Raw genomic sequence first — 25,845 nt, forward strand, 5'->3', positions numbered from 1 at the left:
TGTTGCTCAGGACTTCATCGCTCCAGCTTCCCCGCCGGAAGCCGCAGCGTCAAGCCGGGACACCACCGGCGACACCATAATCTGCCAGCAACGCGGGGTCACTTAACGCCCATGTTTCCCCTCGGGATGGGCAGGAAGTGACCCCGCGTTGCTGTGGAGTCCTGGGTCTACGCGACCAGGACCGCGGCGGCTTTCCTGCGGCGGGCCTTCGCCAGCCGGGTGCCGATCAGTCCCTGCCGGGGGCTGAACAGATAGACGGCGGCGAACACCACACCCTGGGTAAGCACCACCATGGCGCCCGAAGCCGTGTCCAGGTAATAGCTGAAATAAATGCCCCCGATGGAGCAGACGGCTGAAATTACCGGGGCGATGACCAGCATCCGGTTGAAGCGGTCCGTAAGCAGGTAGGCGGTGGCGCCGGGGATGATGAGCATGGCCACCACCAGCACAACACCCACTGTCTGCAGTGCAACCACCGACGTCAGGGCCAGCAACCCCATGAGTAGCGCCCCCAGCCGTTTCGGCGAGAGCCCGATCGCGTGGGCGTGGGTGGGATCGAACGCGTAGAGCGTCAGGTCGCGGCGCTTCAGGATCAGGATAACGAAGGCGACGACGCCGAGCACCAGCACCTGGATCAGGTCCGGGATGCTGACACCCAGGAGGTTGCCGAAGATGATGTGGTTCAGGTCCGTCTGGCTGGGCGTGACGGAAATGAGCACCAGGCCCAGGGCAAACAGCGAGCTGAACACAATGCCGATCGCGGCGTCTTCCTTGACGCGGCTCGTGTTGCGGACGACGCCGATCAGGGTCACCGCGATCAGCGCGAACACCAGCGCACCGAGCGCAAACGGGGCGCCCACGATGTAGGCCAGCACAACGCCGGGCAGCACGGCGTGGGAGACGGCGTCGCCCATCAGGGACCAGCCGATCAGCACCAGCCAGCAGCTGAGGACTGCGCAGACGACGGCGGCGAGCGCGGTGGTGATGATGGCGCGGACCATAAAGTCGTAGCTGAGCGGTTCAAGCAGGATGTCGAGGAATTCCATGGGTCAGCCCCTGCTCTCGGTGGTGGCCGGATGGGCGACGGCGGCGGGGTGGGCAGGTTCCGGGAGGTCGCGGTTCAGCACGTCCAGGCCGAACGCCATGGCCAGGTTTTCCGGCTGCAGCACCTGCTCAGGGGCGCCATGCATCAGAACCCGACGCATGAGGAGCACGGCTTCGTCGCAGAGACCCGGGAGCGCGTGCAGGTCATGGGTGGAGATCAGGATGGTGCAGCCGTCGGAGGCAAGCTCGCGCAGCAGCCGGGTGATGGTGGCTTCGGAGCGCTTGTCCACGCCGGCGAACGGCTCGTCCAGGAGCATCATGGTGGCGCCCTGGGCGATGCCGCGGGCCACAAAAGCACGCTTCTTCTGCCCGCCGGACAGCTGCCCGATCTGCCGCTCCGCGTACTCGCCCAGTTCCACGCGGTCCAGCGCCTGGTCGACGGCGGAACGGTCGGCTTTGGAGGGGCGCCGGGTGAAGCCCTGGTGCCCGTAGCGTCCCATCATCACCACATCGCGGACGGACAGCGGGAACTGCCAGTCCACATCCTCGCTCTGCGGCACGTAGCCGATCCCGCCCTCCTTGCGCGCCTTGGCAGGTGACTGTCCGCCGATCAGTACGCGGCCGGCGTCGGGCTTGATCATTCCCATGATCACCTTGAAGAGGGTGGACTTCCCGGACCCGTTCATGCCTATCAGTCCGCAGATCCGGGCGGCGTCCACGGTGACGGAGGCGGAATCGAGCGCCAGGACCTCGCCGTAGTGGACGGTGACGTTTTCAACGAGGATGGCCGGGGTGCTCATGATTTCGCTCCTGGGGAGGCGGTGGACGTGCCGGCCAGCGCCTTGGTGATGAGCTCGGCGTCGTGCCTGATCAGGTCCAGGTAGGTGGGTACGGGACCGTCAGCTTCGGACAGCGAATCCACGTAAAGTGTGCCGCCGAACTTGGCTCCGGTGGCGCCCACCACCTGCTGCATGGGGGCATCGGACACCGTGGATTCACAGAAAACGGCCGGGACCTGGTTGGCCTTGACGTACTCGATGGCGCGGGTGATCTGCTGCGGCGTGGCCTGCTGTTCGGCGTTGACCGCCCAGATGTAGACCTCTTTGAGCCCTGCGTCGCGGGCAAGGTAGGAGAAGGCGCCTTCGCAGGTCACCAGGGCACGCTGGCTCTCCGGGAGGCTGGCGAGGCTTGCTTTCATCTCGTCCTGCACGCCCTGCAGTTTGGCCTTGTAGGCGTCACCGTTGGCCTTGAATACTGCAGCGTTCTCAGGATCAAGCTCACCGAAAGCCTTCACCATGTTGTCCACGTAGATCTGTACGTTTACCGGCGACATCCACGCATGCGGGTTCGGCTTGCCCTGGTATGAGTCCTCGCCGATGGACACGACCTCCACACCGTCACTGACCACCACATGCGGCACATCCAGGCCCTCCACGAACTGCCCGAACCAGGCCTCGAGGTTCAGCCCGTTGTCCAGGATGAGGTCCGCCTTCGCTGCCTTGCGGATGTCGCCGGGGGTGGGTTCGTAGCCATGGATCTCCGCACCCGCCTTGGTGATGGACTCAACGGTGAGCTTGTCCCCCGCAACGTTTCGGGCGACGTCGGCCAGTACCGTGAATGTGGTCAGGACCACGGGCTTGTCACTGTCACTCGTGCCGGACGCATTACCCCCGCAGGCGGTCAGGGAGAGGGACAACAGCACGACGGCGGCGGCACCGGCAGCGCGGAACTTCGCCGCTCGCAGGGCGAGGGTTCGGGCGGCTACTTTGGCGCGCCGAAACAAAAAGTTAGGCATACCGAATATTCTACGGGACGCCGATCCGGCCCCGCAATGTGACGCCCGCCCGCGTCGCCTTCCACCCCTGGTTGCTCTATCACTTTTGGTCCCCAAAAGTCCGGTTTGGGGACCAAAAGTGATAGGGCAACAGGCGGGAAATGGGGAGCTAGGCTGAAGACATGGCCACCACACACCGGAAACCACCCGCGCCGCAGCCCGACCTGTACCGGTTTTCCAGCCTTGATCTCACCACCGTGGGCCTCTACGTGGCCGTGGCTGGACTCTTCGCCGTCGCCGGGGAACTGCTGGTCCCGTTCATCCGCCAGCTTGCCCCCACTCCGGCCGCGGCATCGTACGCCGTGAACCTCATCTTCTATGGCTCCATCGGGATCCTGGCCCTGGCCGCCGCCCGCCGGGTGGTAGCCCGGGACCTGCGTGTGCTGGCCACCCGTCCGTGGTTCACCGTGCTGATGGTGCCCGCCGCGGTGGTGGCCATGATGATCCTCACGGCCGTTGTGGTGGCGGCCGGCGGCGGAGTGGAGACGTCGGCAAACCAAGCCGGGCTGCAGGCATTGATGCAGCAGGTGCCCGCCTGGCTGATGGTGCCTGTCCTGGTGGTGGTGGGCCCGTTTGTGGAGGAGTACATCTTCAGGCACCTGCTGATCGGCAAGCTAGGCCGCCGGCTCAACATCTGGTTCTGCTGCGCCCTGTCTGTGGTCCTCTTTGCCGGCATCCACATTGCGGGCCAGGAAACCATCACCCTCAGTGCATTGCTCCCCTATCTGGCCATGGGCGCCACGCTGGTCTTTGTCTACGTATGGACCGGGAAGAACCTGATGTTCTCCTACTTTGTGCACGCGGCCAAGAACCTGCTGGCGGTCATCTTCATCTATGCCATCCCGCCCGAACTCTTTGAGCAGCTACAGCAGGTCCAGCCCTAACCCAACCAACGCGGGGTCAGATTCCGCCCATTAACCGCTCCTGGAGGGGCGTTAAGTGACCCCGCGTTGCTTCAGCTGAGCCGATTACTAGACTTGTCCGGTGAGCAACCAACTTCCCGCCAAGGTGTCCGATGTCTTTGACCCCACCCGCTGGCGCACTGTGTCCGGTTTCGATGACTTCCAGGACATGACGTACCACCGGCAGGTTGAGCGCGACGCCGAAGGCGCGATAACCAGGGACCTGCCCACCGTCCGGATCGCCTTCAACCGCCCGGAAGTCCGCAACGCCTTCCGCCCCGGCACCGTGGACGAGCTCTACCGCGCGATGGACCACGCCCGCATGACCCCTGATGTCGCCACCGTCCTGCTCACCGGCAACGGCCCCTCCCCCAAGGACGGCGGACACAGTTTCTGCTCCGGCGGGGACCAGCGGATCCGCGGCCGCGACGGGTACAGGTATGCCGACGGCGAAACGCAGGAAACCATCGACCCCGCCCGCGCCGGCCGCCTCCACATCCTCGAGGTCCAGCGGCTGATGCGGACCATGCCCAAGGTGGTCATCGCCGTGGTGAACGGCTGGGCTGCCGGCGGCGGGCACTCCCTGCATGTCGTCTCGGACCTCACCATCGCCTCCCGCGAGCACGGCAAGTTCAAGCAGACGGACGCCACCGTGGGAAGCTTCGACGCCGGGTACGGCTCTGCCCTGCTGGCCCGCCAGATCGGCCAGAAGTCCGCCCGCGAGATATTCTTTCTGGCCCGGGAGTACTCCGCGGACGACATGGTCCGTATGGGCGCCGTCAACGAGGCCGTGGACCACGAGCGCCTCGAAGAGGTGGCCCTGGAATACGCCGCGGACATCGCACGCCAGTCACCCCAGGCCATCCGTATGCTGAAATTCGCGTTCAACCTTGCCGACGACGGCCTGGCCGGCCAGCAGGTCTTCGCCGGCGAAGCCACCCGCCTGGCCTACATGACGGATGAGGCGGTGGAGGGCAAGGAAGCCTTCCTCGAGAAACGGGATCCGGACTGGTCCCGCTTCCCGCACTACTTCTAGGCACCTTCGAGGCACCTTCGAGGCACCTCCGAGGCACAAAACTTCCAAGCCGGCCGGCCTCCAGGCCCCGGCTGACTTCAAAGGCAGGACGGCACATGAATCTCGGAACCCAGACCATCGGTCCCACGGACATCGACCCGGTGCTCAAAGCCCTGGCCGCCGCCCTCCACGGCGAGGGACCCGCCGTCGAACTTTCCATGGGCCCCAACGGCGAACTGGTGGTGGGACACACCGAGACGCCCGGCTGCGACGACGCCGTGGCGGTGGTCCGCACGTCCGGCTCGACGGGCGCACCGAAGGCCACCATCCTGAACGTCGAGGCGCTGGCGGCCTCATCCATGGCCACCGCCCTGGCGCTCAAGGGCGAGGGCCAGTGGCTCCTGGCGCTGCCGGTGCAGTACGTGGCCGGCGTGCAGGTCCTGGTGCGGTCGCTGTTCGCCGGCACCCGGCCGTGGGTCATGGACATGTCCGGCGGCTTCACCCCCGAGGCCTTCACGGCCGGCGCCCTGGAGCTGACCGACAAGTTCCGCTTCACCTCGCTGGTGCCCACTCAGCTCCAACGCCTCCTGGAGGCGCCGTCGCCGGAGACCCTGGCCGTCCTGCGCCGCTTCAACGGCATCCTGCTGGGCGGCGCACCGGCGTCGGCCGGACTGCTGGACGCAGCCCGCGAGGCGGGCGTCAGGGTGGTCACCACGTACGGGTCCGCGGAAACCTGCGGCGGCTGCGTGTACGACGGCGTGCCGCTGGAAGGCGTCCAGGTCCGGGTGGCCGAGGACGGCCGCATCCTGCTCGGCGGCGACACCGTGGCCGCCGGGTACGTGGATGCGCCCGAAGCGACGGACACGTTCTTCGAGGAGGACGGCGTCCGCTGGTACCGCACCAATGACCTCGGAACGCTGGACGCGGACGGCCGCCTCACCGTGCTGGGCCGCGCCGACGATGTCATCATCACCGGCGGGGTCAAGGTCTCGGCCGCGCATGTGCAGGAAGAGCTGGAAAAGTCCGACGGCGTCGCGGCGGCTTTTGTGGCGGGCGTCCCGTCCACGGAATGGGGCCAGGCCGTGGCCGCCTTTGTTGCCCTCGACCGCGGTGGCTCTGGCGCAGGTGCCACGGGCACCCCTACCGGGGATCACGCCGTCGTACTCAAAGAGGAATGGCACCGGCGGCTGGGCCTACTGGCACCGAAAACCGTGCTGGCCGGCCCGGAGCTGCTGATGCTTCCCAACGGCAAGCCGGACCGCCTGGCGATGATCGACCGGCTCAACGCGCTGCATCAGGGAAAGTAGAGTAGAGCTGCACCGGCGGCCCGTTCGCGGCCGCCACCACCGTTTCACCGTTCTCCCGACCCAACAGAGGTACTGACCGTGGCCACAGCCGCACAATGGATCCAAGGCGCCCGCCTCCGCACTTTGCCGGCCGCCATCGCCCCGGTGCTGATCGGCACCGCCGCGGCCTACGAGCTGGATTCGTTCCGCCCCGTTAATGCCGTGCTGGCCGCCCTGGTGGCGCTGCTGCTGCAGATCGGCGTGAACTACGCCAATGATTATTCGGACGGAATCCGCGGCACCGACGAGGACAGGGTGGGGCCGCTGCGGCTGGTCGGATCCGGGACGGCCCGCCCGGAGCACGTCAAATATGCGGCCTTCGGAACGTTCGCGCTGGCCATGATGTTGGGCCTGGTCCTGGTAATCATCACCCAGAGCTGGTGGCTGATCCTGGTGGGTATCGGCTGCGTCATGGCCGCCTGGGGCTATACCGGCGGCAAGAACCCCTATGGCTACATGGGCCTGGGCGACGTTTTTGTGTTTGTCTTCTTCGGCCTGGTGGCAACCCTCGGTACCACCTACACCCAGGCCGGCCAGGTCAGTCTGCCTTCCGTGGTCGGTGCGATCGGCACCGGCCTGATCGCCTCTGCCCTGCTGATGGCCAACAACGTCCGCGACATCCCCACCGACATCCAAGCAGGCAAAAAGACCCTGGCCGTGCGCCTGGGTGACAAGCACGCCCGCGAAAGCTACGTGCTGATGCTGGCCGTGGCCATCCTCCTGGTGGTCATCCTGGCTCCCGGACGGCCGTGGATGCTGATTGTGCTGCTGCTCATCCCGGCCTGCCTGATGCCCGCCTGGCTGATGATCAACGGCCGCAAGCGCAAGAGCCTCATCCCCGTCCTCAAGCAGACAGGCCTGATCAACCTGGGCTACAGCCTGCTGTTCTCACTGGGACTGGTGCTCAGCCACGGATTCTAAGCCGACTCCAGGCCGGGCTAGGCCTCGGGGGCCTTCGTTTCGGAGGCCTTCGGGCCGCTGTTCCGGATGGTGATGTCCGGGTTGGCGTCCAGGAGGCTGTCCTCGGCTTCGGCGTCGGCCACCTCGCTTTCACTGCGCAGCGGCTTGGCCTTGCCGGCGAGCCGGCCGTGAATGGCCGCGGCGGCGGCGTCGCGCTGTTTCTGGAAGAAAAGGTAGCTGACCGCAAACGCGATCAGCGCTGCGCAGATGACTGACAGCACCGCCCCCAGCTTCAGGAACATAAAGAGAACAAAGAGCGGCGCAAACAGCGCCAGCCGGATCAGGGAGTATTTCAGAAAAGCCACGTTTCAAGTTTAGCCGCCCTGCCTGAACGCCCCCCGCCTGCGGACGATAGACTTAATGGCATGCTCTTCCGTGTGGTTCTCGCCGTTGCCGTTCTCGTCATCTTTGTGTATGGCCTGGTGGATGTGATCCGCACTGACGGCCGCCTCACCCGCGGGATCTCCAAGCCTGCCTGGATTGTGGTGATGATCGTCCTTCCGGTGCTCGGCGCCATCCTGTGGCTGCTGATCGGCCGTCCGCGCGACTCCGCACCGGTCCGCCAACCACGCAGCCACCCCACCGCGCCGGATGATGATCCCGATTTCCTCCGCAACCTGGAAATGCGCCGCCGCAACCAGACCGAGGCTGCCCGCCTCAAGAAGCTCAAGGATGATCTTGCGGCCAAGGCCAAGGCCGACGGCGATGCCAGCACGGGAGACGCGGACACCCACGATACCGGCGACATAAAGTAACAAAACAATGGCCCAGCATCCTGACGGAGATTCCCAACGGCCAGCTGCACCCGACAGGGCTGCCACACCTCCTCCGCCGCGGCCCGGGCTGTCCTACGCCGCTCCTGCGCCCATTGTGGTTGTTCCGCCGACACCGCGGAGCGTCCGCCTGGCGCGGTCAGCCTGGCTGATCAGCTTCGTCGCCGGCCTCGCCGTTCTCATCGGCTCCTTCCTCACCCGCACCCCCCACCTGGAACGCCTCCGCACCGTAGTGGAGGAAATGGCCCCAGGCGGTGATGCCAACGCGGTGACCACATCGGCAGCCATAGTTTTCTGGGGCAGTCTCAGCGGGTTGCTTCTTGTGATCCTGCTTCAGACGGCCATGCTGGCGGTTGTCTCTGCGCGCCACGGCTGGGCCCGCTGGCTGATGATTCTCCTGCTGGCCGGCCAGATCCTGGTCATGGCAGTGGCTTCCGCATTCCTGGTGCCGGAGGGCGACGCAGGCCGTAACGTCGTTCTCCTGTGGGGATCCCAACTGCTCCTGGCCTTCGTCGGCCTGGTGGCACTGTTTATGCCGCCGGCCGGCAGGTGGCTCAAAGCGAAACGGAATGGGCCGTAACAGCACAGCTGTCAGGCGCCCTGCCGCTGGAGGGCGGCGAACTCCGCCAGAACCCCCTCGCAGCTGCGCACCACTATGCGGCATGCATCCAGCCCTGAACGGTCCATCAAGGGGCTCTCGGCCACCAGCCGCCAACGGTGAAGGACCTGTCTGGCCACTCCCATGATCTCCTCCGGCGATACTTCCGGCTCCATTCCCAACCGAAGGTGCGCCGCCGTGCCAGCACCGCCGATGAGCCTCTCTGCTTCCTCCGCCAGATTTTCGTTCAGACCTGTTCCTGCGGTACGCAGCGTGGCCAGCAGGCGCAGTTCGCGGAACTCATGGGCGTTGACCTGGAGCCGTTCCAGGGCCGCTGCGAGGTGCCCGGAGCCTTCCCGCGGTGTAGTTCGGAGCAGGGTTTCCACGCCGACCAAGGCGGTGCGGGCCTTCAGGGCGTCGGCGCGGGCATGGAACTGGCCGGTCACCATGGCCAATAACGGGTCCAGCCCGCTGCGTCGGGCAAGCTCATGCGCCAGCGGCGTCGGGTCCGTGAATCCGGCCCTGATCAGGACCACTCCCAGCCGGATCCCGAACAGCCCGAAACGCTCCAGCAGCGATGCCCGCGCGTCGGCACCAAGGCCTTCCGGGACACTGGCCCGCAGGAACCTGTCCGCGGAGAGCAGCAGCCGTTCCCGGTCCGACCTGTCCATGGCGGCGAGAAGGGCCAGCGACTCGTAGTCTGACTGGCGCATGCTCCGGGCGCTTTGGGCCAGCAGACCGGCCACCGGGACCACCCCCAATGCCAGCTTTCGCAGGCTGGGGTCCCGGCGGTACCGCTCTGCGATCTCCCCCGCGGAAATCAGGGAATCAATCCGACCCGCGCCGATCTCGTCGGCCCTGGACAACACGGCCAAGGCGTTAACGGTCCCCGACCGTCCTGTCTCGGTGTCCCTGAACGACTCCAGGAACCGGATATCGGAGGCGTGCATGTGGCGCATGAGGTAGAGGACAGCATCGGCCTCTGACGGCGCGTCGGCCGGTGTGAGGAAGCTGACGGACCTGGCGGAGACGCCCTCGGACAGCGAGGCAATTCCCGGGGTATCGATAAGCGTGACCTCCCGCAGGCTCTCCGCCGGCCATTCCACTACCAGCCGTTCCACGTCATCCGGCCGGTCCTGGCCAAGAACGAAAACCAGCCGCCCGTTCTCCCGCTTGAGCGGCAGCGTGCGAGGTTCACCGGCCACCGGATGGAGAGTGATCCGCGGCGTGTGGTTGTAGCGGTACCAGGTGACGATCCGAGTGCATTCACCGGTGTCGGTCGGAGCGATCTCTTCGCCGATGATGGCGTTGAGCAGGGTTGATTTTCCCGCCTTCACCATGCCCGCAACGGCGATCCGGAGGGGTTCGGCCAGCCTAACGGCGTAGCTTTCCAGGGCCGCCGCAGCCGCAGGATCATCATGGTAGACGGCCAGGGCATCCTGGATCAGGTCCGACACCCCCGCGATCGTTGATTCCCTCATTCGGCCGCCACCACGGGTGGGCGACGGGGCGTGGAACCGGCACCGTGCGCAGGAGTGGCACCCGGTTCCGTGACCGCCGCACTCTCAGCGGCCTGTCGGAGGGTGTCCACGCGATTGAGCCCTGCCTTGATATCCCGGATGCGCATCTCTTTTTCGAGGTTGTATGTGGTGGCTGCCTTTTGCGCGGCCGCCACGGAATCCGAGAGTGACCGGTGGTGCTCTTCGGCAATTTCGGTGAAGTGGTCACGGGTGGATCGCTGGACCAGCCGGAGCCGGTCCTTAAGTTGCTTCCCTACTTGGAACACCACATCGTCCACCTGTCGGCGGACCAGTGCCTTGGCCTCCGCCTGCCGGCGCTTGAGCCTGCCTTCCTTGTCCTCCCGGTAGGCTTTACGCCCCAGGAGGAGGCCGGCACCGACGGACAGTGGATTGATCAGGGCCATACCGAAGATGCCTGTCAACAGGCCGAACATCAGCACGCCGCCGTAGGAACCCCGCATGCCGATGAGGACTTTTTGCATCGGGTTGATCCGCCCGTCATCCAGGCCGGGCATGTCGTCCACCGGGTCCAGGGCGTCCCCTGTGTCGGAGACACGAAGGACCGGAAGAGCCACCTCATCCTCGGAGAAGTGTTCAGCCACCAGGGCTGCCAGCCATACGGCCCGCTCGCTGGTCCACACAAACGTGTCGGAAATCGCGGCCGCAGTGCACTCTTCGAGCCATGCCGTGAACGCAGTCCACGTAGGGCCTGGATCCCCCTGGTCTATGGCCGTCTCGGCGTCTCGTTGGATCCGCCGCAGGCGGTCCCGCAGGTCGTACTCCATGTCTGCAATCAGATCGCCGATGCCGTCGTTGAGTGTGATCTGCCAGCGGGCAGAACGTTTGCGGAGATCGTCGGCTTCCAGCTTCGCCGATTCAAGGCCTGCGATCATCGCGGGCGTCCCCTCAGGGTCCTCCAGGGCAGCCAATTCCGACTGCAGGGAAAGCCGAAGATTGTCCGTGACGGAGAGCAGATCCTGGCTCACCGAGCGCCGCTGGATCCGTTGGGACTTACCCACGATTTCATTCCGAAGATGGACGATCAGGTCAGGGAAGCCCGATTCGTTGTTTAGTTCCCCGTCCTGGAGCCGCATGGCTTCCAGCCGAAGATCCGAGGACACGGGGATCAGCGGGATCTCTGGCGAGACCTGGGAGAGGTGTCCGCGGTCCAGTTCAGCCACCCGGCGCCATTCCGCATACAGGTCCGTCTTAGACAGGACTCCCACCACGCTCGGGGTGATCCGCATGGCCTGGCGCAGGAACCTGATCTCCGGCTCGGTGTATTCCTGGGAGGCATCCGAAACGAGCAGCATGGCGTCGGCCGTTGGCAACGCCGTCAGGGTGGAAAGTGTATGGGTGGACCCCAGACCGCCGACGCCTGGCGAATCAACAAGGGCCAGGCCGCCGGCCAGGACTTTCCGGGGCAGGAACACTTCCGCGGCCACCAATTTCTTGGCGTTGCCTGGATTACCGCGTTCGGAAACGTAGGCGGCCAGGTCAGCGATGTTGATGGGCTGGCGGTCGAGTTCCGCTTCTTCGCCGGGCTCAGCATCTGCGCGAGGCAAAAGGACACATGCCGACGCCGGCTCACCGTGCCGGACGATGGTTGGCACCGACGTGGCAATGTCGTCGTCGACGGGGCAGACCGGTGCGTTGAGCAGGGCGTTGATGAGCTTGCTTTTGCCTTGCTTGAATTCGCCCACCACAATTACTCGGATGCTGGGATCCTTCAGCCGCCGCAGGGTCTGATCCAAACGCTTCCGCAAATCGGCGCGGTCTCCCTCGCTGACGATTTCGATGCCCTGTTCCACCAGTTTGACCAGTTGCACCGAGGTCGCCGACGCTGACGGTCCCGCCGGTTCTGAGGAGTCTGCCATCGTTGCCAGAAGCCCCGGTCGCTGCGTTTGAACCACTGCCGGTCCTTTGGTCAGGTCCCGTAACGGGACGTTGCTTTGGGCCGGGAAACGCCCGGCAGGAGATTGGACTCCCGCCGGGCACTGCCTCGATACCCGGGGCTTGACTAGAGGGTGATGTCATCACCTGCCTCGACATGCGTATTACCGACGTCCTCGACCTCGATGTTGGTGTAAGTGGAGCTGTCCTCGATGTTTCCGGAGCCCGAGTTGTCTTGGAACGAGTCCTCGATTTCCACGTCCACGTTGGTGTAGGTGGAGTTGTCGGAGTTGTCGGTGAGTTCAACAGAGTTGTCGGAGTTGTCCGTCAGCACAACGGAGTTGTCGTTGAAGGAATCCTCGATGTTCGTGTCGGTTTGTTCAGAGTTGTCGACACGGTTGTCCGAGTTGTCGTTGAAGGAATCCTCGATGTCGACGTCAAGGTCGGTGTTGAAAGAATCCTCTATGTCCGTATGGGTGTTGCCGACGCTGGCGTCACGGCCGGCGTTGACCGAGCTGTCCGTCGAGCTGTCGTTCGAATTGTCCGTGTTGTAGGAGTCCTGAATGTTGTTGGAGTCCCTCATGTCGACGTCATCGCCGGCAGCCACCGCACGGTCACCGGAGGCGACAACAGCATGATTGTCGAACCACTGCGTGACGTCGCCGTTGGCCCAGATGTTCTGGTTGACGGACTGGTCAGTGATGGTGTCCCGATCATCCACCGTTGAGGTGTACGAGTAGTTGTTTACCACATTCTGCAACTGCTGGACAGCGTGGGCGTGGTCATCGTGGCCATGGCCGGCCGGAGGCGGGGTGACCGCAACAGCGCCGCCGCTGCCAGCGCCACCCCCGCCGGTTGCGGCGCCGTTGCCGCCGGTGCTGTAGGACCGGTCGAAAGACCCATGGACCGTAATGGGCGCGTAGTCCAGGACAACCGGCAATGCTGCGTCAACATCCGCGGAGCAAACGCCTCCAAGGCCGGCGCTTTCCAGGGCCCGCTCGGGATCGTCCAGGAATTTCTGTGCCGCCTGCTGGTTTCCGAAAAGGCTCATCAGGAACAGGACGAGGTCGTTTGCAAGTGTAGGCATTTGGTGGTCCTCAAATCTTCTCTGAGTTGTGGGTGGCCCAGCGACATTGCTGGGTTTGAGTCAAACGTACGGTTCGGTCCTCGGAGCGGCATCGGGTCGGTTCCCTCTACCGGCGGGCGCCCTGCTGGGGGTCCGCCGACCGTCCTGTTAGGGGTACTAGGGGATCACTCCCTTTGGGGTTTTCGGATCCCAGGGCAAGCCGCAGCCGGACCAGCAGATCGGAGCGGTTTTCAGCGCCCAGGCGACGGCGCATCCGGGCAATATGATGCTCAGCGGTCCTCGGAGAAATGTAGATTGCTTCCCCGATTTCCCGGTATGTTTTTCCTTCCAACACCAGCCTCGCCACGTCTTTTTCCCGTTCACTCAGCATCGAGCCGTCCGACTGGGCGCTGCTGTTGCCCTGGTCCGCGGCAGCCGCGCTGGTTGCTTCGGATTGCCTGGCCGTGTTCGCTCCGGTTGCGCTCCCTTGCGGATGAAGGTCCCGGGCGCAGGACAGCAGACGCACCATGTCCTTGCGCTCACTTGCGCGGGCGGCGGCGTGGCCAGCGAGCCGTGCACCTTCCCAGGGCATCCCGACGGCGTTGAGTCCACGGGCGGCCGCCTCAACGTCCGCTGCCCGGACCTTACCGGCAAGGACCGACACCCAAACTTTGCCGGCCGCTGCCAGTACGGACGCGAGGTGGCTGCGGTCCGCCGCCCGTGCCAGTGCCGCTGCATGGGGGGCCAGGTCGGCCGGACTGTCACTCAGCAATGCTGCCTGCACTGCGGCCCAATGCATGGGCACAGCCCATAACGGCGGCTCCCCAAGGTCCTGCAGGAGCTTCCACGCCCCGTCAAGGTACAGCGAGATCCGCCGCGTCTCCCGCAGCCGGGCGGCCGTGATCATCAGCTCCCCCCACGGCAGGAGGCTGTAAAGGTCAACCGATGTGTGCAGCATGGCTTCCCGTGCCCGTTCCCACGCCAGGAGCAGGTCGTGAACTTCGCCGCTGCGGCGTGCCAGGCCGACTTCCAACGCGGCACAAAGGAATTCGTCCCGGGGAACCAACGGCCAGTGGTTGGCCTTGCAGGCCTCGTTGATGGCCAGCCGCGCATCGTCCGGGTTGTCCTGCTGCATTGCGCACCATGCTTGGATCAGGAACAGACGTGGCTTGGCGGCGTCGCCACCCTGGACGGCAGTTGTGGCCGCCCGCACGATGGTTTCCGCCAGATAGGGCTCGCCGCTGTGCAATGCCACCAACGCAGCCAGGGCACCGGGAGTGTCCGGCACCGGGACTGCCGCCCCTGACGCGTTCATCATGTCGGATGCGTGGATCAGGATCGGAAGGACCTGATGTGGATCCATCGCCAGCGACGCAAGGATGCCCTGGCCCGTTTGTGCCTGGGCGACGGCCAGGAGAGTGGGCGATTCCGGAACGGAGCCGGCCGGAAACATCGTTTCGGCCCCGGCCCGATTGCCGCAGCCGATCATGGCCACGGCGGCGGATGGCGCAGACGGCCCTACACGTTCCGGACCCAGCCAGGTGTAAACGTCCGCGCAGCGGGCCAGCAAACCCCGCTGCGCCCATACGGCGGCCGCAACATCCACGCCGAGACGGAGGTCCGGCGGGTCAGCGCACACGAGCAGCACATCGACGATCCGTCCGGCGGAATCCAGATCGCCCGTGGCCGAAGCAGCCAGGGCCCGGCGGGACGCGGTGCCCAGCTCATCGGCACCCGCCAGCAGGGCCTCCTCATACAACTGGGCGGCCAGGCCCGGATCACGTTCCAGTGCCCTGTCCCCGGCTTTTTCGAGTTCCGCCGCCACGCGATGGTCAGCGAGCCCGCTGCGTGCCAGTTCACGGGCAAGGTCGCCCAATGGAAGACCATCCGCAACGAAGCACCCCACCAGTTCGCGCTGGAGCGCATGGATGCGGGGCGTCGACGTGGTGGTCAGGAGCGCATGCCGGGCGGTGCCCGCCACGGCTCCGTCGGACTGGAGAAACCCTGATAATTCCGCCCGTGCCACCAGGGAGTCGAGGCCGTCCGCGCCATCACCGGCCACCTTGCGCAGGAGTTCCCGCGGCAAGGGCCCGGGAATGGTGAAGCCCACCGATAAGGCCAGCAGGAGTTCGCGGACAGCGGCATTCGCACCGCGAAGCTGCTGGGCGACGAGCTGAGGGCCTCCGGTTGCGGACGGCTCCGGTTCTGCCACGGCATGGGGCGTGACGTGCGGCTGTCCGGTCACCATGGGTCAGGCCGCCGGCTCTGTCACGGTAGGTGCCGAGGCTGGCGGTTCGGTGGTCGGCTCGGGCGCTGGCAGGGTGGTCGGATCGGGCTCGACGCTCGGCTCCTGCGTCGTGGACGGATCCCTCGTCGCCAGCGGATCTGTTGTTGTGGGCGGATCTGTTGTCGGGTCCGCAGTTGGATCCGTCGTCGTAGGCGGAGGGATCGTTGGATCCGTCGTCGTAGGCGGAGGGATCGTCGGGTCCGTCGTCGTAGGCATCGCAGGCGGGTTAGTTGTAGGGTCCGGTGTTGGTGTCCCGGCCGTCGTTCCGGCCGCGGCCAATCCGGTGGGACCGCTCGTCGCCCCCGCGCCGGATGTGGAACCCGGGGCCGCACCACCTGCCGCCGGTGACGCCGGCGGCAGGGCGGTGGGCGACGCCGCAGCTTCTATCCCCGCCCCGCTGGCGGGTGCCGTGGGCTTCTTCGAACTGGCCTCAATGCCCACGCTCGGTTTCTGGGCGGCGCCGGCTTTACCAGCAGCGGCTCCCGCACCGCCGCCGGCCGCACCTCCGGGCGTTGACCGGTGGGCATCCGCGCTACCCGCCGCGTCAGCCTTGGCAGCCCCTGCGGCCGGCGGCGCCAACATGGCTGTGAGGCTTTCCAGCCCGCCAGGACTTTGGGCCGCGGTGGCGCTGAGCACTGTGAACAACGCCGCCGCAGCGGCCACCGCAGTCAGCCTAGCCGTGGGCCGCGAACTGTGCGCTCCCGTGCGTGCCCGAGGTGCGTGTGCACCCACGTGTCTCGTGGCTCCGGCACCCGTTCCAGCGCCAGCTGTGCCGCCGATGGAGCCAACAGCGGCTCCCGGCTTCCGGGACCAGCTGGCCGGACGGCGGGCATCGCGGGCCGCGGCCTGCACGGCGTTGTCCGGCTGTGCGGTGACATCCGCCTTCGCCGTCAGCTCCGGCCGCGAGCGAAGGGCAGCTATGGTGGCGCCGAGGCAGATGGATGATTTGGGATCAGCGTCCACGGCGATTGGCCGGTCCAGCTCTTCAGAAATCAGCTGTGCCACCAGCGGAATTCGCGACGAGCCTCCGATCAGCAGCACGGCAGACAGGTCCTCCGGGGTGAGACCAAGGTCCTGCAGGTAACGCCCCAGGGCATCCAGCGTCTCCCGGATCAGCTCACTGATCATTGCCTCAAACTCGGCACGGACCAGCCGCACCTGCTGCTGGATCCCAGGAAGTAGCACCGGGATGCTGGCCTCGCAGTCGGCGGATAACGCCTCTTTGGCCTCCACACATTCCCGCCGCAGCCGCGCCAGTGCTGCAAGGGCGCCGGGCTCCGCAGGGTCAAGGCCGGCAAGTCCCTGCCCGGCGTGTGCGGCTACGTGCTGCATGACGGATGCGTCGAAATCGGCCCCGCCCAGGCCCTCGATACCCACGGGACGGCCCAGGAGCTCGAACTGGCCGGAATCGGCTTTTCTCAGGACTGCGGTATCGAAAGTTCCGCCACCGAGGTCGTAGACGGCGATGGTGCTGCCGTCCTCCACCCGCACTTGGGCGGCATAGTGCAGCGCTGCAGCTTCCGGCTCGCTGACCAGCATGACGTGCTCCAGGCCCTTTGCGGCCAAGGCAGCAAGAATAAGCTGCGTCCGGTGTGCCCCCCACGAGGCAGGGTGAGAGAGGATAATGGCCGACGGCGGTGCGCCCTCGCGCTCTTCAGCGCGGTCTGCGACCCAGCGCGCCATAGTGGCAAAAACGTCTTGGGCGGGAAGCTGCAGGGTGCCCACCGCGATTGGCACCTCATCGCCCACCCGGCGTTTGAACTCACGCACCACCCGTTCAGGGAAATCAAGGCCGCGACGTTCGGCTGCCTCGCCCACCAGAACGGGGCCTTCCTCTGGAAAGTAGACCACAGAGGGCACCGCACTTCCGCGAAGCCCCAGCGGGAGGGTCTCCGGAACACGCGGGGCATTCTGGTCAAGCCGAAGGAGGGCAGCAGCTGTGAAACTGGTCCCTACGTCTATGGCGAGAACGTAGTTCATGGGTACCTCTGAAAACGCAGCGAGCTGTCCGCGAGCTTCATCACAGACGCGCTGCAACCAAGGTAGCATCACAGCCTGCCCGGAAACACCCTTATTCGTACATCGATTGGTGTATTAGGGCCGCGCTGAGGCGGTTCGCCGGAGAAACGCCTGTTCAGAGGCCCGAGTAGGAATGCAGGCCATTAAAGAACTGGTTCACGATGGTGAAATTGAAGACAACGCACAGGTATCCGACGATCGACAGCCAGGCGGCACGGGTGCCGGTCCAGCCACGCGTGGCGCGCGCGTGGAGGTAGCCGGCATAAACCACCCAGATCACAAATGTCCAGACTTCCTTGGTGTCCCAGCCCCAGAACCGGCCCCACGCTTTTTCGGCCCAGATGGCGCCGAACATAAGGGTGAACGTCCAGCCAATGAAGGCGATGGCATTGATCCGGTAGGACAGGTTTTCCAGGCTCAGCGCCGAGGGAACCAGACGCATAAAACCAAGCTTGTCCGCACCGCCGGCAGCCACCGTCTTTTGCCGGTGGGACTGCACCAGCTGCAGGGCTGACATGGCAAATGTGAGGGTGAAGAGCGCGGAGGAGAGCACGGCGATGGAGACATGGATGATCAGCCAGTAGCTCTGCAGTGCCGGAACCAGATGGCCCACCGGAGTCCAGTAGGCCACTGAGGCGGCCACCAGCATGATGATGGCCAGGCCCACCACAAACGTGCCGAGGAACCGCAGGTCACGGCGGATAAGTACCAGCAGGAAAACAGCCACAGCCACAAAAGCGCCCGTAGTCAGGAACTCGTACATGTTTCCCCACGGCACGCGGCCGGACCCGATGGCACGCGTGAGAACGCCGGCGGCGTGGATCAGGACGCCGAGAATGGTGAGGGCAACGGCGACCCGCGCCGGAACGCGCCGTTCCGCCGCGTAGCGCATATCGGCGTCGGCGGTCTGCCCGGCCCCGGAAGCGTCGCCGCCCCGCTTGGCAACGGACGACGACGGGCGCTCGGCCCGTCCCACGGGTCCGGCCAGGTGCGAGTCCACCCTGTCCACTGCCACACTGTCCGCTACCGCGGCTGAGCCAGGCGACGCTCCAACAGACGCACCGGCGCCAGCCATCGCGGGCACCCTGGCCCCGGCAGCCTCGGCCGCTTTCAGGTCAATGGCGCGCAGCGCTTTGCTGCTCTTCGCGAGGTCCCAGGCGAAGGCGATGAAGGCCACGGTGTAGGTGCCGGCGGCGAGCAGCATAAACAGCTCGCTGTACTGGCCCATGGTTTCGTTGATGGCGAACGGCATTACTGGTCCTTTTTCGGCCCGTTGGGGCCAGCTGGGGAGGTGAGCGAGACTGCGCCATTATCGCCCTGGCGGCTGGGAGTTTGCTGGGTGACGCTGGAATCAGCGTGGGAATCGGGATCCTCGAGCTGCCACTCCTCAGATAACAGCTTCCGGATGACAGCCGCCTCCGCGGCGAGCCGGTGGTCCTCACCGCGGGCAAGCAGGCCATACTCCACCATGGTCCGGCCATCCTCGTGGGTTCCGGTCCGGACCCAGACGCGGCGCCGGTTGACGTAGAGCGAGACGATCAGGCCGCCCACGGCCAGCAGCGCGAATATGAGGGCGTACAGCTGGCCCGGGTTGTGGTGGATGTCCACGCCCACATACCGCTTCACGCTGTCAAAGCTGATGCTGCCCTTGCCGTCCGGCAGGTTATAGGTGCTGCCCGGCGCCAGGGTAATGCCGCCGGCGTCCAGGTTGCGGGCGTTCAGCGGCGTGAGGTCACTGACGTCCAGTTCGAAGACGTTCTGTGGGGAGCCGGCGTCCAGGCCGAGGTCACCGAAGTAGGAGTTGAGAGTCAGCCGCGGATTGAACAGGTCCGGATCGCCGCTGAAGGACACGCCTTCGTCGGTGACAAACGCGGTGGGCAGGAAGAACCCCAAGAAGCCAAGCTGTTCGGGCCGGGCGTCCGGGACCTTGATCACCAGGGACGAGTAGTAGTTGTCACCCTGGAGTTTGGCCACCACGGGACCCTGCATGGCCACGTTGCCGGCGCCGTCGCGGATGGTCACCACCGGCGCGTAGCCGTTGCCGGTGAGGTAGATGCTGGTGCCGCCCAGGGTCACGGGATCGTTGACCTTCAGGACTTCCTGCTTGGCAGGCGAGTCCGGGGTTTCCCGCGTGGTGACTTCGGCGTTGAAGTCGATGGGCTGACCGATTTTGCCTGGTGATTCGCGGTCAAACAAGACGTCGAATTTGTCCAGCTGGATGGAGTACGGCTGCAGCTGGCTGGACTGGAAGTTGGTGCCGGGGGTGAACTGGTCGTAGCCCACCAGGGTGTTCACGAAGGTGTCGCCCTCCACCAGGATGCGCTGGCCGCTGTAGCCGAACAGGCCGCCCACGGCCACGGACACCAGCACTCCGATCAGCGACGTGTGGAACACCAGGTTCCCCACTTCCTTGGCGAAGCCGCGCTCGGCGCCCAACGACGGCCGCGCGCCGTCGTCGTCCCTCACGTCAACGCGGTAGCCGCGCTTCTTCAGTACTCCGGCGGCGCTGCGGATGGCGTCCGACGCCGGGAGGCCGGCGTCGGCGGGAACCACCAGGGTGCCGTACTCGGGGAGGCGGGAGAGACGCTTGGGGGTCCGCGGCGGCTGGGAGCGCATGGCCCTGTAGTGGGCGATGGCGCGCGGGACCACGCAGCCGATCAGCGAGATGAACAGCAGGATGTAGATGGCCGAGAACCAGGCCGAGGAGTAGACGTCGTAGAGCTGCAGGGTGTCCAGCAGCTTCCCGTAGTCCGGGTTGCCCTTGATGTACTGCGTCACGATGGACGGGTTGGCCGGGCGCTGCGGGAACAGGGACCCGGGCACCGCGGCAACGGCCAGGAGGAGCAACAGGAACAGCGCCGTGCGCATGCTGGTCAGCTGGGTCCAGGCCCATCTCAGCATCTCCACCGGCCCCAGGACCGGCAGCGCCGCCTCAGTTTTGGCGGCGTCAACGGGGGCCGCGGACTCTTTGTTTGCTTTCACGCGCTCGCTCATCAGATCGGCAACTTCACATCGGTTTGGAACCAGTACTGCAATTCGGTGACCCAGGCGCCCCAGACGCCGCTGGCCATCAGCAGGCCCAGCACCACCAGGATCCCGCCGCCGATCCGCTGGATGGCCAGGCGGTGTGTGCGGAAGAAGGACATCACGCCCATGCCGCGCCGGACCGCCAGTGCGATCAGCAGGAACGGGATGCCCAGGCCCAGGCTGTAGACAAATGCCAGGAAGGCACCCTTGGCTGCGGATGAACCGCCGGACAGGCTCAGGAGCTGGACGGCGGAGTAGGTGGGCCCGATGCACGGGGCCCAGCCGAGTCCAAACGTGAGGCCCAGCAACGGTGCGCCCCACAGGCCGGCCGGCGGCTTGGCGTGGATCTTCGCATCGCGCTGCAGCCAGCCGAACCCGCCCATAAACACCACGCCCATGAGGATGACGAGGACCCCCAGCAGTTGGGTGATCCAGGCATTCTGCGAGCCGGTGATCAGCGTGCCCAGCTGGCCGAACGCGCCGCCCAGCAGGACGAAAATCACCGAGAATCCAAGCACAAAAAGCCCGATGCCCGCAAGCATCCGGCCACGTTTCTGCTTCTCCAGGTCCACGCCGCTCAGGCCGGTGACGTAGCCCAGGTAGCCGGGCACCAGGGGCAGCACGCACGGCGACAGGAAGGACACCAGGCCGGCGAGCAGCGCCACCGGGATGGCAAGCAGGAGCGAGCCGTTCAGGATGGTTTCGGCGAAGGGGCTGTTCACGGTCCGGGGCCGCCGCTACTCTGCCACGGCAGCGGTGATGAGGGCTTTGAGGGTGCCCTTCTGGATTTCGCCCAGCACGCGCGAGGCCACGCGGCCCTGCTTGTCCAGGACCAGCGTTGTGGGTACCGCTCCCGGCGGGACAAGGCCGGAGACGGCCAGGAGCACGCCGCCGTTCTTATCGTCGAAGCTCGGGTAGGTCAGGTTGAAAGTCTTGTCAAAGGCCTCTGCGGTGCCTTTTTCGTCGCGGAGGTTGACGCCGAAGAACTGCACGCCCTGGTCCTTGAACTCCTGGTGCAGCTCTTCCAGGATGGGTGCCTCCACCCGGCAGGGTGCGCAGGCGGCGAACCAGAAGTTCAGGACCGTCACCTTGCCCTGGAAGTCCGCGGACGCTACTTGGGTGCCGTTGAACAGCGTGCCGTTAATGGTGACGGCGGCCTTGCGGTCCGCCGCCGTGAACTCGGTCACCGAGCCGTCCCCGGCAACGTAGTTCTTGTTGTCGCCGGCTTTGGCCTGCTTGGCAAGGGCGTCCTCCTGCGCACAGGCGGACAGCCCCAGGGTCAGGGCGGCAAGGGCGGCGCCGCCGGCAGCGAGCACGACGCGGCGGGATGCGGTGCTGGCCGTTGAACGGGATGTTGTCCGGTTGCCCATCACGTCAGGCTCCGGGGGTGCTGGCGGCGCCGGGAAGGAGCGCGGCAGCGGGCTCACTGTACTCAACACGCAGGAGCGAGCCGTCGTCGTCGAACATCAGGGAGGTTATGGACGTCAGAGTGCACTCGCGTTTGCGCGGGTCATGCCACAGCGGCTTGCCCTCGGCGCTGAGACGGGTGGCCCAGATGGGGAGCTGGTGGCTGACCATGATGGCTTCGGGGCCGTTGGTGCCGTAGTCCCCGGCGGCCAGTTCGATGGCTCGGAGCCGGGCGTCCTCAACGGCTGCCCTGACGCGCGCGGCCTGTGCCTTATACGGTTCGCCCCAGGACGGCCGGAACGGGTTGATCAGGTGCGGCCAGTGCTTGGGCTTCCGGAGCTCGGCCTTGGTGACCTTCATGCCCTGGAAGTAGTTTTCCGCTTCGATGATGCGGCCGTCCGTGTTGATGTCCAGGCCAAGCGCCTCAGCCGTGGGAGCGGCTGTTTCCTGCGCCCTGACCAGCGGCGACGCCGCGAGATAGACGATCCTGGCCCCTCGCGCGGCACGTTCGGCGAAGTGGTCGGCGAGCATCTGCGCCATTTCCCGGCCCAGCTCGGAGAGGTGGAATTCGGGCAGCCTGCCATACAGAACGCGGTCAGGATTGTGGACCTCGCCGTGGCGGAGCAGATGGACAGTGGATTGGGGCATGTTTACCAGTTTCTCAAAGATGGCGTGCGAACCGAAATCTTCTACATCCAGTAGAACTCATTTTTTTGGAAAAATGTTCCGGAACCGGGAACAAAACATGCAAATGCATGTTTATACTGGATGCAGCGGATAGTTGAGGATTCAACAGATGAAGCGTCAAGCTATCCGGAAGTACCACCCGACAAACCCAAGGAGAAACACCATGACTCTTCCCGCAGACGTCACCACCGGCACCTGGACCCTCGACAACTCGCACAGCGAGATCGCCTTCACCGTCCGGCACGCAGGCATCAGCAAGGTCCGCGGCCAGTTCAAGGACGCCGCGGCAACCCTGGACCTCGCCGACAACGTGGCCGATTCCAAGGTCAGCGCCACCATCCAGACCGCCAGCTTCGACTCCGGCGATGTCAACCGCGACGGCCACGTCCGCGGCGAAGACTTCTTCGACGTTGAGACCTTCCCGGAAATCTCCTTCGTTTCCAACGGCCTCGTGGCCAAGGGCAACAGCTACGAGCTGACCGGGGACCTCACCATCAAGGGCGTCACCCGCCCCGTTGCCCTCGAGACCGAGTTCAACGGCGTGGCTGTGGACCCGTTCGGCATGACCCGCGCGGGCGTCTCCGCTGAAACCACCATCAGCCGCAAGGACTTTGGCCTGACCTGGAATGCCGTACTGGAAGCCGGCGGCGTGCTGGTCAGCGACAAGGTTGCCATCAACCTGGAGCTCGCGTTCATCGCACCCGCAGCATAGTTTTTCATCCTGAAGCACCCCGGCCGCCCTTCCCCGGAATCTGGCGGCCGGGGTGCTTTGTTTTATCCCCTGGATACCGGCGGACCTGCGGTCTACAGTGAGACCCATGAGCAACAATGACGTACCACAGCCCCAGCAGCCCCAGCAGCCCGGCTCTGAGCAGCCCGGTGCCCAGCCGCCTGTCACGCCGCCGCCTGCCGGCAGCGCTCCTCCGGCCGGCAACGTTCCGCCCGCCGGCTACCAGCCGCCGCAGGGTTACCCGCAGCCGGGCCAGCCGGGCCCGGCCTACAACCAGCCGGGCCAGCCGTACAACCAGACGGGCCAACCGGGCGGCTTCCAATTTGCGATGCCCACCGACGGCCCCCACAGCTTCAAAGACGTTATGCCCAAGGGCGGTTTCTCCGGCATGTTCAGCGTGACCGGGCTGCCCACCGAACTGAAGGTCTCGTACTGGATCTGGCTCATCGGCGGCATGCTGGGAGTCCTTGGCGGCCTGTTGGGCGTGCTGGGCACGCTGGCGTTGTTCGTTGTGGCACCCGGGCTGGCTGCTGTGCTCCTCCTTCTCGTCCTGGTGGCCCTCGCCCTGGCCGCGGCCCAGATTGTCCTGGTCCTGAAGATGAAGGAGGGCAAGGAGTGGGCCCGACTGGCCCTCACGATCGTCGCCGGCGTTTCACTGGTGCTCGCCGTGATCGGCGGCAGTGTGGGCGGCGGCAGCGGGATCGGCAACAACTGGCTGGGCTTCCTCATCTCCGCCGCGGCAACCGTCCTGATGTGGCTGCCGAACTCGCAGGCCTGGTTCAACTCCGTCAAGGGACGCGCGTAGACGCATCTCACCCGGCGGCACGGGCTGTTATGGGCGTTGAGGAACGTGGATAGACAGCCGCGCGCACGAATATCCCCTGAAAACAGGGTCCTGAACGAAGCAGGCTGACTTCCGCCCGAATACCTCTCTGGAATGATCCCCCGCGGCATTCGCCGGGGGTACGGTGGGAACTAAGCCGTACTGGGGGCAGGCCAGTTGGACTGCACCCAGCAGCCGAACTGACATCCGACCTGCAAAGGACCGCTCATGAGCACGCCTGTCCCGCCTCCCGTCCCAAACGAGCCCGAGCCCGGCAACCAGCCGCCAGCGCCCCGATACGGCGAGAACGCCCCGCAGTATGGCCAGCAGACTCCCCCGGCGCCGCAGTACGGTCAGAACGCCCCGCAGTATGGCCAGCAGACTCCCCCGGCGCCGCAGTACGGTCAGAACGCCCCGCAGTTTGGGCAGAACACCCCGCCGCAGTACGGTCAGAACGCCCCGCAGTTTGGGCAGAACACCCCGCCGCAGTTCGGCCAGCCCACACCTCCGCCCTATGGCCAGCAGCCGTACGGACAGTCCCCCTACGCGCAGTACCCGTCCGAACAGCCGCAGGCCACCGGATCCAACGGGGTTCCCCGGCTGGTCAATATCTCGTTCTGGCTGCTGATCGGCGCGGGTGTTGTGTACGTCATCAGCCTGCTGATGGGCATCGGCATGCTTGACGATCCTCAGATCCGGAACGCGTTCGACGACGCCATGCGCAGCAACGGCGCCACTCCTGCTGACTTCAGCTACGAAGACTTTAAGGGCATCCTTGCCGGATCGCTCGTAGTCTTCGCGATTATCGGTGCGGGGTTGTACGCACTCGTGGCGTTCTTCGTCCGGAAAGGCAAGAACTGGGCCCGCATCCTCGGCACCGTTTTCGCAGCGCTGTCCGTTGTCGGCCTCTTCGGCGCACCGAGCATCGGAACTCTGGGGACGCTGGCGGGGATCGCGGCCATCGTGCTGCTCTACCTGCCGGCGGCGGCGCCCTATTTCCGCAAGCAGCAGGCATTCGGCAGCCCGTACGGCGCCCCGGGCAGCACGCCTGGCAACCCCTACGGCCAGTAGCACCGCAAGTCGAATCCACACCCTAATGGGCGTGGACCCCACCAACCGCCAACGAAACTAGGCGGACTGGTCCGGGGTCTGCGCCCGTTGTGCGTGATAGGCGAGGATCTGTAGCTCGGTGGCCATGTCCACCTTGCGGAGGTTCACGCCCTCGGGGACCTGGAGCATGACGGGGGCGAAGCTGAGGATGCTGTGGACGCCGGCGGCCACCACGCGGTCGCACACGGCCTGCGCCACGGTGGCCGGAAGCGCCAGGACCACCATATTGGCGCCCGTCCGCTGCAGCACCGCCTCCATGTCCGCGGCGTCGCTGACCCGCAGCCAGCCCACCTCGTTGCCCACCACCATCTGGTCGGCGTCGAAAATGGCCACCACGTCAAAACCGCGGGACTCGAAGCCGCCATAGCGGGCCAGGGCTTTGCCGAGGTTACCCGCGCCAACAATGGCGACCTTCCAGTCGTGGGTCAGCCCCAGGGCCGCGGAGATGTGGCGGCTCAGGTACTGCACTTCGTAGCCCACGCCACGCGTGCCGTAGGAGCCCACATAAGAGAGGTCCTTGCGGAGAGTTGACGAGCTCACGCCCGATGCTTCCGCCAGGGATTCCGAAGATACCCGTTCGACGCCGTCGGACAACAGCGTGTTAAGGGCGCGCAGGTAGATGGTCAGCCGAGCCACGGCTGCGGGCGGGATCTGTTTGGCGGCCTCTGTGCTCGGGGTAGGCTGTGCCCCGTGGACAGGCTGCGTCCTGTGGTCAGGCCCTGCACCTTGGACAGCCTGGGGAGATGAATCCAGTGATGTCACTATCCCCTCCGTCCCATCGCGTCGTGACTCCACTCTAGAGCC

General features: G+C 65.7%; 24 protein-coding genes. 9 read left to right on the forward strand and 15 right to left on the reverse strand.

The genetic code is table 11. The annotated features are described in order from the left end of the window. Positions 1-167 precede the first annotated feature (167 nt). Genes FYJ92_RS15585 through FYJ92_RS15595 form a run of 3 tightly spaced genes read right to left on the reverse strand, consistent with a single transcriptional unit; the run spans position 168 to position 2,839 of the window. A complete protein-coding gene (locus tag FYJ92_RS15585) occupies positions 168-1,046 on the reverse strand; it encodes a metal ABC transporter permease (RefSeq protein ID WP_185261507.1) in 879 nt (292 codons plus the stop codon). 3 nt (positions 1,047-1,049) lie between these two features. Next, positions 1,050-1,844, reverse strand: coding sequence for a metal ABC transporter ATP-binding protein (locus FYJ92_RS15590; RefSeq protein WP_185261508.1), 795 nt, complete (start codon positions 1,842-1,844; stop codon positions 1,050-1,052). Next, positions 1,841-2,839, reverse strand: coding sequence for a metal ABC transporter substrate-binding protein (locus tag FYJ92_RS15595; RefSeq protein ID WP_185261509.1), 999 nt, complete (start codon positions 2,837-2,839; stop codon positions 1,841-1,843). The genes FYJ92_RS15590 and FYJ92_RS15595 overlap by 4 nt, the downstream gene beginning before the upstream one ends. 161 nt (positions 2,840-3,000) lie before the next feature. Between FYJ92_RS15595 and FYJ92_RS15600 the strand changes: the two genes are divergently transcribed. The 4 genes from FYJ92_RS15600 (at position 3,001) to FYJ92_RS15615 (ending at position 7,062) form a co-directional block, all read left to right on the forward strand. Further along, entirely contained in the window at positions 3,001-3,762 is a 762-nt protein-coding gene (locus FYJ92_RS15600; protein ID WP_185261510.1) for a CPBP family intramembrane glutamic endopeptidase, read from the forward strand. Positions 3,763-3,862: 100 nt separating this feature from the next. Next, on the forward strand, positions 3,863-4,816 hold the full coding sequence (locus FYJ92_RS15605; protein ID WP_185261511.1) for a 1,4-dihydroxy-2-naphthoyl-CoA synthase: 954 nt from the start codon (positions 3,863-3,865) through the stop codon (positions 4,814-4,816). A gap of 95 nt (positions 4,817-4,911) precedes the next feature. After that, on the forward strand, positions 4,912-6,102 hold the full coding sequence (locus FYJ92_RS15610; RefSeq protein ID WP_185261512.1) for an AMP-binding protein: 1,191 nt from the start codon (positions 4,912-4,914) through the stop codon (positions 6,100-6,102). 78 nt (positions 6,103-6,180) lie between these two features. Continuing rightward, positions 6,181-7,062, forward strand: a complete 882-nt coding sequence (locus FYJ92_RS15615) for a 1,4-dihydroxy-2-naphthoate polyprenyltransferase (protein ID WP_185261513.1) — start codon at positions 6,181-6,183, stop codon at positions 7,060-7,062. Between the two features lie 17 nt (positions 7,063-7,079). Here the strand turns inward: FYJ92_RS15615 and FYJ92_RS15620 are convergent, their stop codons facing one another. Next, on the reverse strand, positions 7,080-7,406 hold the full coding sequence (locus FYJ92_RS15620; protein WP_185261514.1) for a DUF4229 domain-containing protein: 327 nt from the start codon (positions 7,404-7,406) through the stop codon (positions 7,080-7,082). 60 nt (positions 7,407-7,466) lie between these two features. Here FYJ92_RS15620 and FYJ92_RS15625 point away from each other — a divergent pair, with 60 nt between their 5' ends. Continuing rightward, positions 7,467-7,856, forward strand: a complete 390-nt coding sequence (locus tag FYJ92_RS15625) for a PLD nuclease N-terminal domain-containing protein (protein WP_185261515.1) — start codon at positions 7,467-7,469, stop codon at positions 7,854-7,856. Positions 7,857-7,863: 7 nt separating this feature from the next. Continuing rightward, positions 7,864-8,454: a hypothetical protein gene (locus FYJ92_RS15630; protein ID WP_255482152.1), complete on the forward strand. Its 591-nt coding sequence runs from the start codon at positions 7,864-7,866 to the stop codon at positions 8,452-8,454. A gap of 11 nt (positions 8,455-8,465) precedes the next feature. On the opposite strand, the gene FYJ92_RS15635 is transcribed toward FYJ92_RS15630, so the two are convergent. The 10 genes from FYJ92_RS15635 to FYJ92_RS15680 all read right to left on the reverse strand — a co-directional run bounded on the left by FYJ92_RS15635 (position 8,466) and on the right by FYJ92_RS15680 (position 22,339). Beyond that, the gene (locus FYJ92_RS15635) at positions 8,466-9,953 is read right to left on the reverse strand and encodes a dynamin family protein (RefSeq protein WP_185261516.1); all 1,488 of its coding nucleotides are present in this window, start codon (positions 9,951-9,953) and stop codon (positions 8,466-8,468) included. Continuing rightward, positions 9,950-11,869 (reverse strand): dynamin family protein, encoded by a 1,920-nt coding sequence (locus FYJ92_RS15640; protein WP_185261517.1) that lies wholly within the window; start codon positions 11,867-11,869, stop codon positions 9,950-9,952. Before FYJ92_RS15640 ends, FYJ92_RS15635 begins: the two co-directional genes overlap by 4 nt. Before the next feature lie 143 nt (positions 11,870-12,012). Beyond that, positions 12,013-12,972 (reverse strand): IniB N-terminal domain-containing protein, encoded by a 960-nt coding sequence (locus FYJ92_RS15645; RefSeq protein ID WP_185261518.1) that lies wholly within the window; start codon positions 12,970-12,972, stop codon positions 12,013-12,015. A 106-nt stretch (positions 12,973-13,078) separates the two neighbouring features. Continuing rightward, positions 13,079-15,199 (reverse strand): LuxR C-terminal-related transcriptional regulator, encoded by a 2,121-nt coding sequence (locus FYJ92_RS15650; RefSeq protein ID WP_185261519.1) that lies wholly within the window; start codon positions 15,197-15,199, stop codon positions 13,079-13,081. A 3-nt stretch (positions 15,200-15,202) separates the two neighbouring features. Next, positions 15,203-17,218, reverse strand: a complete 2,016-nt coding sequence (locus tag FYJ92_RS15655; protein WP_185261520.1) for an Hsp70 family protein — start codon at positions 17,216-17,218, stop codon at positions 15,203-15,205. A 154-nt stretch (positions 17,219-17,372) separates the two neighbouring features. After that, complete coding sequence (gene ccsB / locus FYJ92_RS15660) at positions 17,373-18,509, reverse strand: c-type cytochrome biogenesis protein CcsB (RefSeq protein ID WP_185261521.1); 1,137 nt, start codon at positions 18,507-18,509, stop codon at positions 17,373-17,375. Then, positions 18,509-20,251 (reverse strand): cytochrome c biogenesis protein ResB, encoded by a 1,743-nt coding sequence (locus tag FYJ92_RS15665; protein WP_185261522.1) that lies wholly within the window; start codon positions 20,249-20,251, stop codon positions 18,509-18,511. Before FYJ92_RS15665 ends, ccsB begins: the two co-directional genes overlap by 1 nt. Further along, on the reverse strand, positions 20,251-21,006 hold the full coding sequence (locus tag FYJ92_RS15670; protein WP_160674089.1) for a cytochrome c biogenesis CcdA family protein: 756 nt from the start codon (positions 21,004-21,006) through the stop codon (positions 20,251-20,253). Before FYJ92_RS15670 ends, FYJ92_RS15665 begins: the two co-directional genes overlap by 1 nt. A gap of 15 nt (positions 21,007-21,021) precedes the next feature. Further along, entirely contained in the window at positions 21,022-21,654 is a 633-nt protein-coding gene (locus tag FYJ92_RS15675) for a TlpA disulfide reductase family protein (RefSeq protein ID WP_185261523.1), read from the reverse strand. Positions 21,655-21,658: 4 nt separating this feature from the next. Beyond that, on the reverse strand, positions 21,659-22,339 hold the full coding sequence (locus FYJ92_RS15680; protein WP_185261524.1) for a histidine phosphatase family protein: 681 nt from the start codon (positions 22,337-22,339) through the stop codon (positions 21,659-21,661). Between the two features lie 202 nt (positions 22,340-22,541). Between FYJ92_RS15680 and FYJ92_RS15685 the strand changes: the two genes are divergently transcribed. The 3 genes from FYJ92_RS15685 (at position 22,542) to FYJ92_RS15695 (ending at position 25,002) form a co-directional block, all read left to right on the forward strand. Further along, on the forward strand, positions 22,542-23,090 hold the full coding sequence (locus FYJ92_RS15685) for a YceI family protein (RefSeq protein WP_185261525.1): 549 nt from the start codon (positions 22,542-22,544) through the stop codon (positions 23,088-23,090). A 106-nt stretch (positions 23,091-23,196) separates the two neighbouring features. Continuing rightward, positions 23,197-23,913, forward strand: a complete 717-nt coding sequence (locus tag FYJ92_RS19165) for a hypothetical protein (RefSeq protein ID WP_255482153.1) — start codon at positions 23,197-23,199, stop codon at positions 23,911-23,913. Between the two features lie 246 nt (positions 23,914-24,159). After that, positions 24,160-25,002, forward strand: coding sequence for a hypothetical protein (locus tag FYJ92_RS15695; RefSeq protein WP_185261526.1), 843 nt, complete (start codon positions 24,160-24,162; stop codon positions 25,000-25,002). Positions 25,003-25,059: 57 nt separating this feature from the next. Here FYJ92_RS15695 and FYJ92_RS15700 read toward each other — a convergent pair whose 3' ends face one another. Then, the gene (locus FYJ92_RS15700; RefSeq protein ID WP_185261527.1) at positions 25,060-25,803 is read right to left on the reverse strand and encodes a redox-sensing transcriptional repressor Rex; all 744 of its coding nucleotides are present in this window, start codon (positions 25,801-25,803) and stop codon (positions 25,060-25,062) included. Positions 25,804-25,845 lie beyond the last annotated feature (42 nt).

Source organism: Pseudarthrobacter sp. NBSH8 (assembly GCF_014217545.1).
In the GTDB taxonomy this organism is placed as follows: domain Bacteria; phylum Actinomycetota; class Actinomycetes; order Actinomycetales; family Micrococcaceae; genus Arthrobacter.

What these genes read in the sequence shown, in the direction of transcription:
- FYJ92_RS19165 (WP_255482153.1), top strand. Translation starts at nt 23,197, where the DNA reads ATGAGCAACAATGACGTACCACAGCCCCAGCAGCCCCAGCAGCCCGGC.
- FYJ92_RS15695 (WP_185261526.1), top strand. Translation starts at nt 24,160, where the DNA reads ATGAGCACGCCTGTCCCGCCTCCCGTCCCAAACGAGCCCGAGCCCGGC.
- FYJ92_RS15635 (WP_185261516.1), bottom strand. Translation starts at nt 9,953, where the DNA reads ATGAGGGAATCAACGATCGCGGGGGTGTCGGACCTGATCCAGGATGCC.
- FYJ92_RS15630 (WP_255482152.1), top strand. Translation starts at nt 7,864, where the DNA reads ATGGCCCAGCATCCTGACGGAGATTCCCAACGGCCAGCTGCACCCGAC.
- FYJ92_RS15665 (WP_185261522.1), bottom strand. Translation starts at nt 20,251, where the DNA reads ATGAGCGAGCGCGTGAAAGCAAACAAAGAGTCCGCGGCCCCCGTTGAC.
- FYJ92_RS15600 (WP_185261510.1), top strand. Translation starts at nt 3,001, where the DNA reads ATGGCCACCACACACCGGAAACCACCCGCGCCGCAGCCCGACCTGTAC.
- FYJ92_RS15655 (WP_185261520.1), bottom strand. Translation starts at nt 17,218, where the DNA reads ATGAACTACGTTCTCGCCATAGACGTAGGGACCAGTTTCACAGCTGCT.
- ccsB (WP_185261521.1), bottom strand. Translation starts at nt 18,509, where the DNA reads ATGCCGTTCGCCATCAACGAAACCATGGGCCAGTACAGCGAGCTGTTT.
- FYJ92_RS15645 (WP_185261518.1), bottom strand. Translation starts at nt 12,972, where the DNA reads ATGCCTACACTTGCAAACGACCTCGTCCTGTTCCTGATGAGCCTTTTC.
- FYJ92_RS15625 (WP_185261515.1), top strand. Translation starts at nt 7,467, where the DNA reads ATGCTCTTCCGTGTGGTTCTCGCCGTTGCCGTTCTCGTCATCTTTGTG.
- FYJ92_RS15585 (WP_185261507.1), bottom strand. Translation starts at nt 1,046, where the DNA reads ATGGAATTCCTCGACATCCTGCTTGAACCGCTCAGCTACGACTTTATG.
- FYJ92_RS15610 (WP_185261512.1), top strand. Translation starts at nt 4,912, where the DNA reads ATGAATCTCGGAACCCAGACCATCGGTCCCACGGACATCGACCCGGTG.
- FYJ92_RS15590 (WP_185261508.1), bottom strand. Translation starts at nt 1,844, where the DNA reads ATGAGCACCCCGGCCATCCTCGTTGAAAACGTCACCGTCCACTACGGC.
- FYJ92_RS15675 (WP_185261523.1), bottom strand. Translation starts at nt 21,654, where the DNA reads ATGGGCAACCGGACAACATCCCGTTCAACGGCCAGCACCGCATCCCGC.
- FYJ92_RS15680 (WP_185261524.1), bottom strand. Translation starts at nt 22,339, where the DNA reads ATGCCCCAATCCACTGTCCATCTGCTCCGCCACGGCGAGGTCCACAAT.
- FYJ92_RS15640 (WP_185261517.1), bottom strand. Translation starts at nt 11,869, where the DNA reads ATGGCAGACTCCTCAGAACCGGCGGGACCGTCAGCGTCGGCGACCTCG.
- FYJ92_RS15650 (WP_185261519.1), bottom strand. Translation starts at nt 15,199, where the DNA reads ATGGTGACCGGACAGCCGCACGTCACGCCCCATGCCGTGGCAGAACCG.
- FYJ92_RS15685 (WP_185261525.1), top strand. Translation starts at nt 22,542, where the DNA reads ATGACTCTTCCCGCAGACGTCACCACCGGCACCTGGACCCTCGACAAC.
- FYJ92_RS15595 (WP_185261509.1), bottom strand. Translation starts at nt 2,839, where the DNA reads ATGCCTAACTTTTTGTTTCGGCGCGCCAAAGTAGCCGCCCGAACCCTC.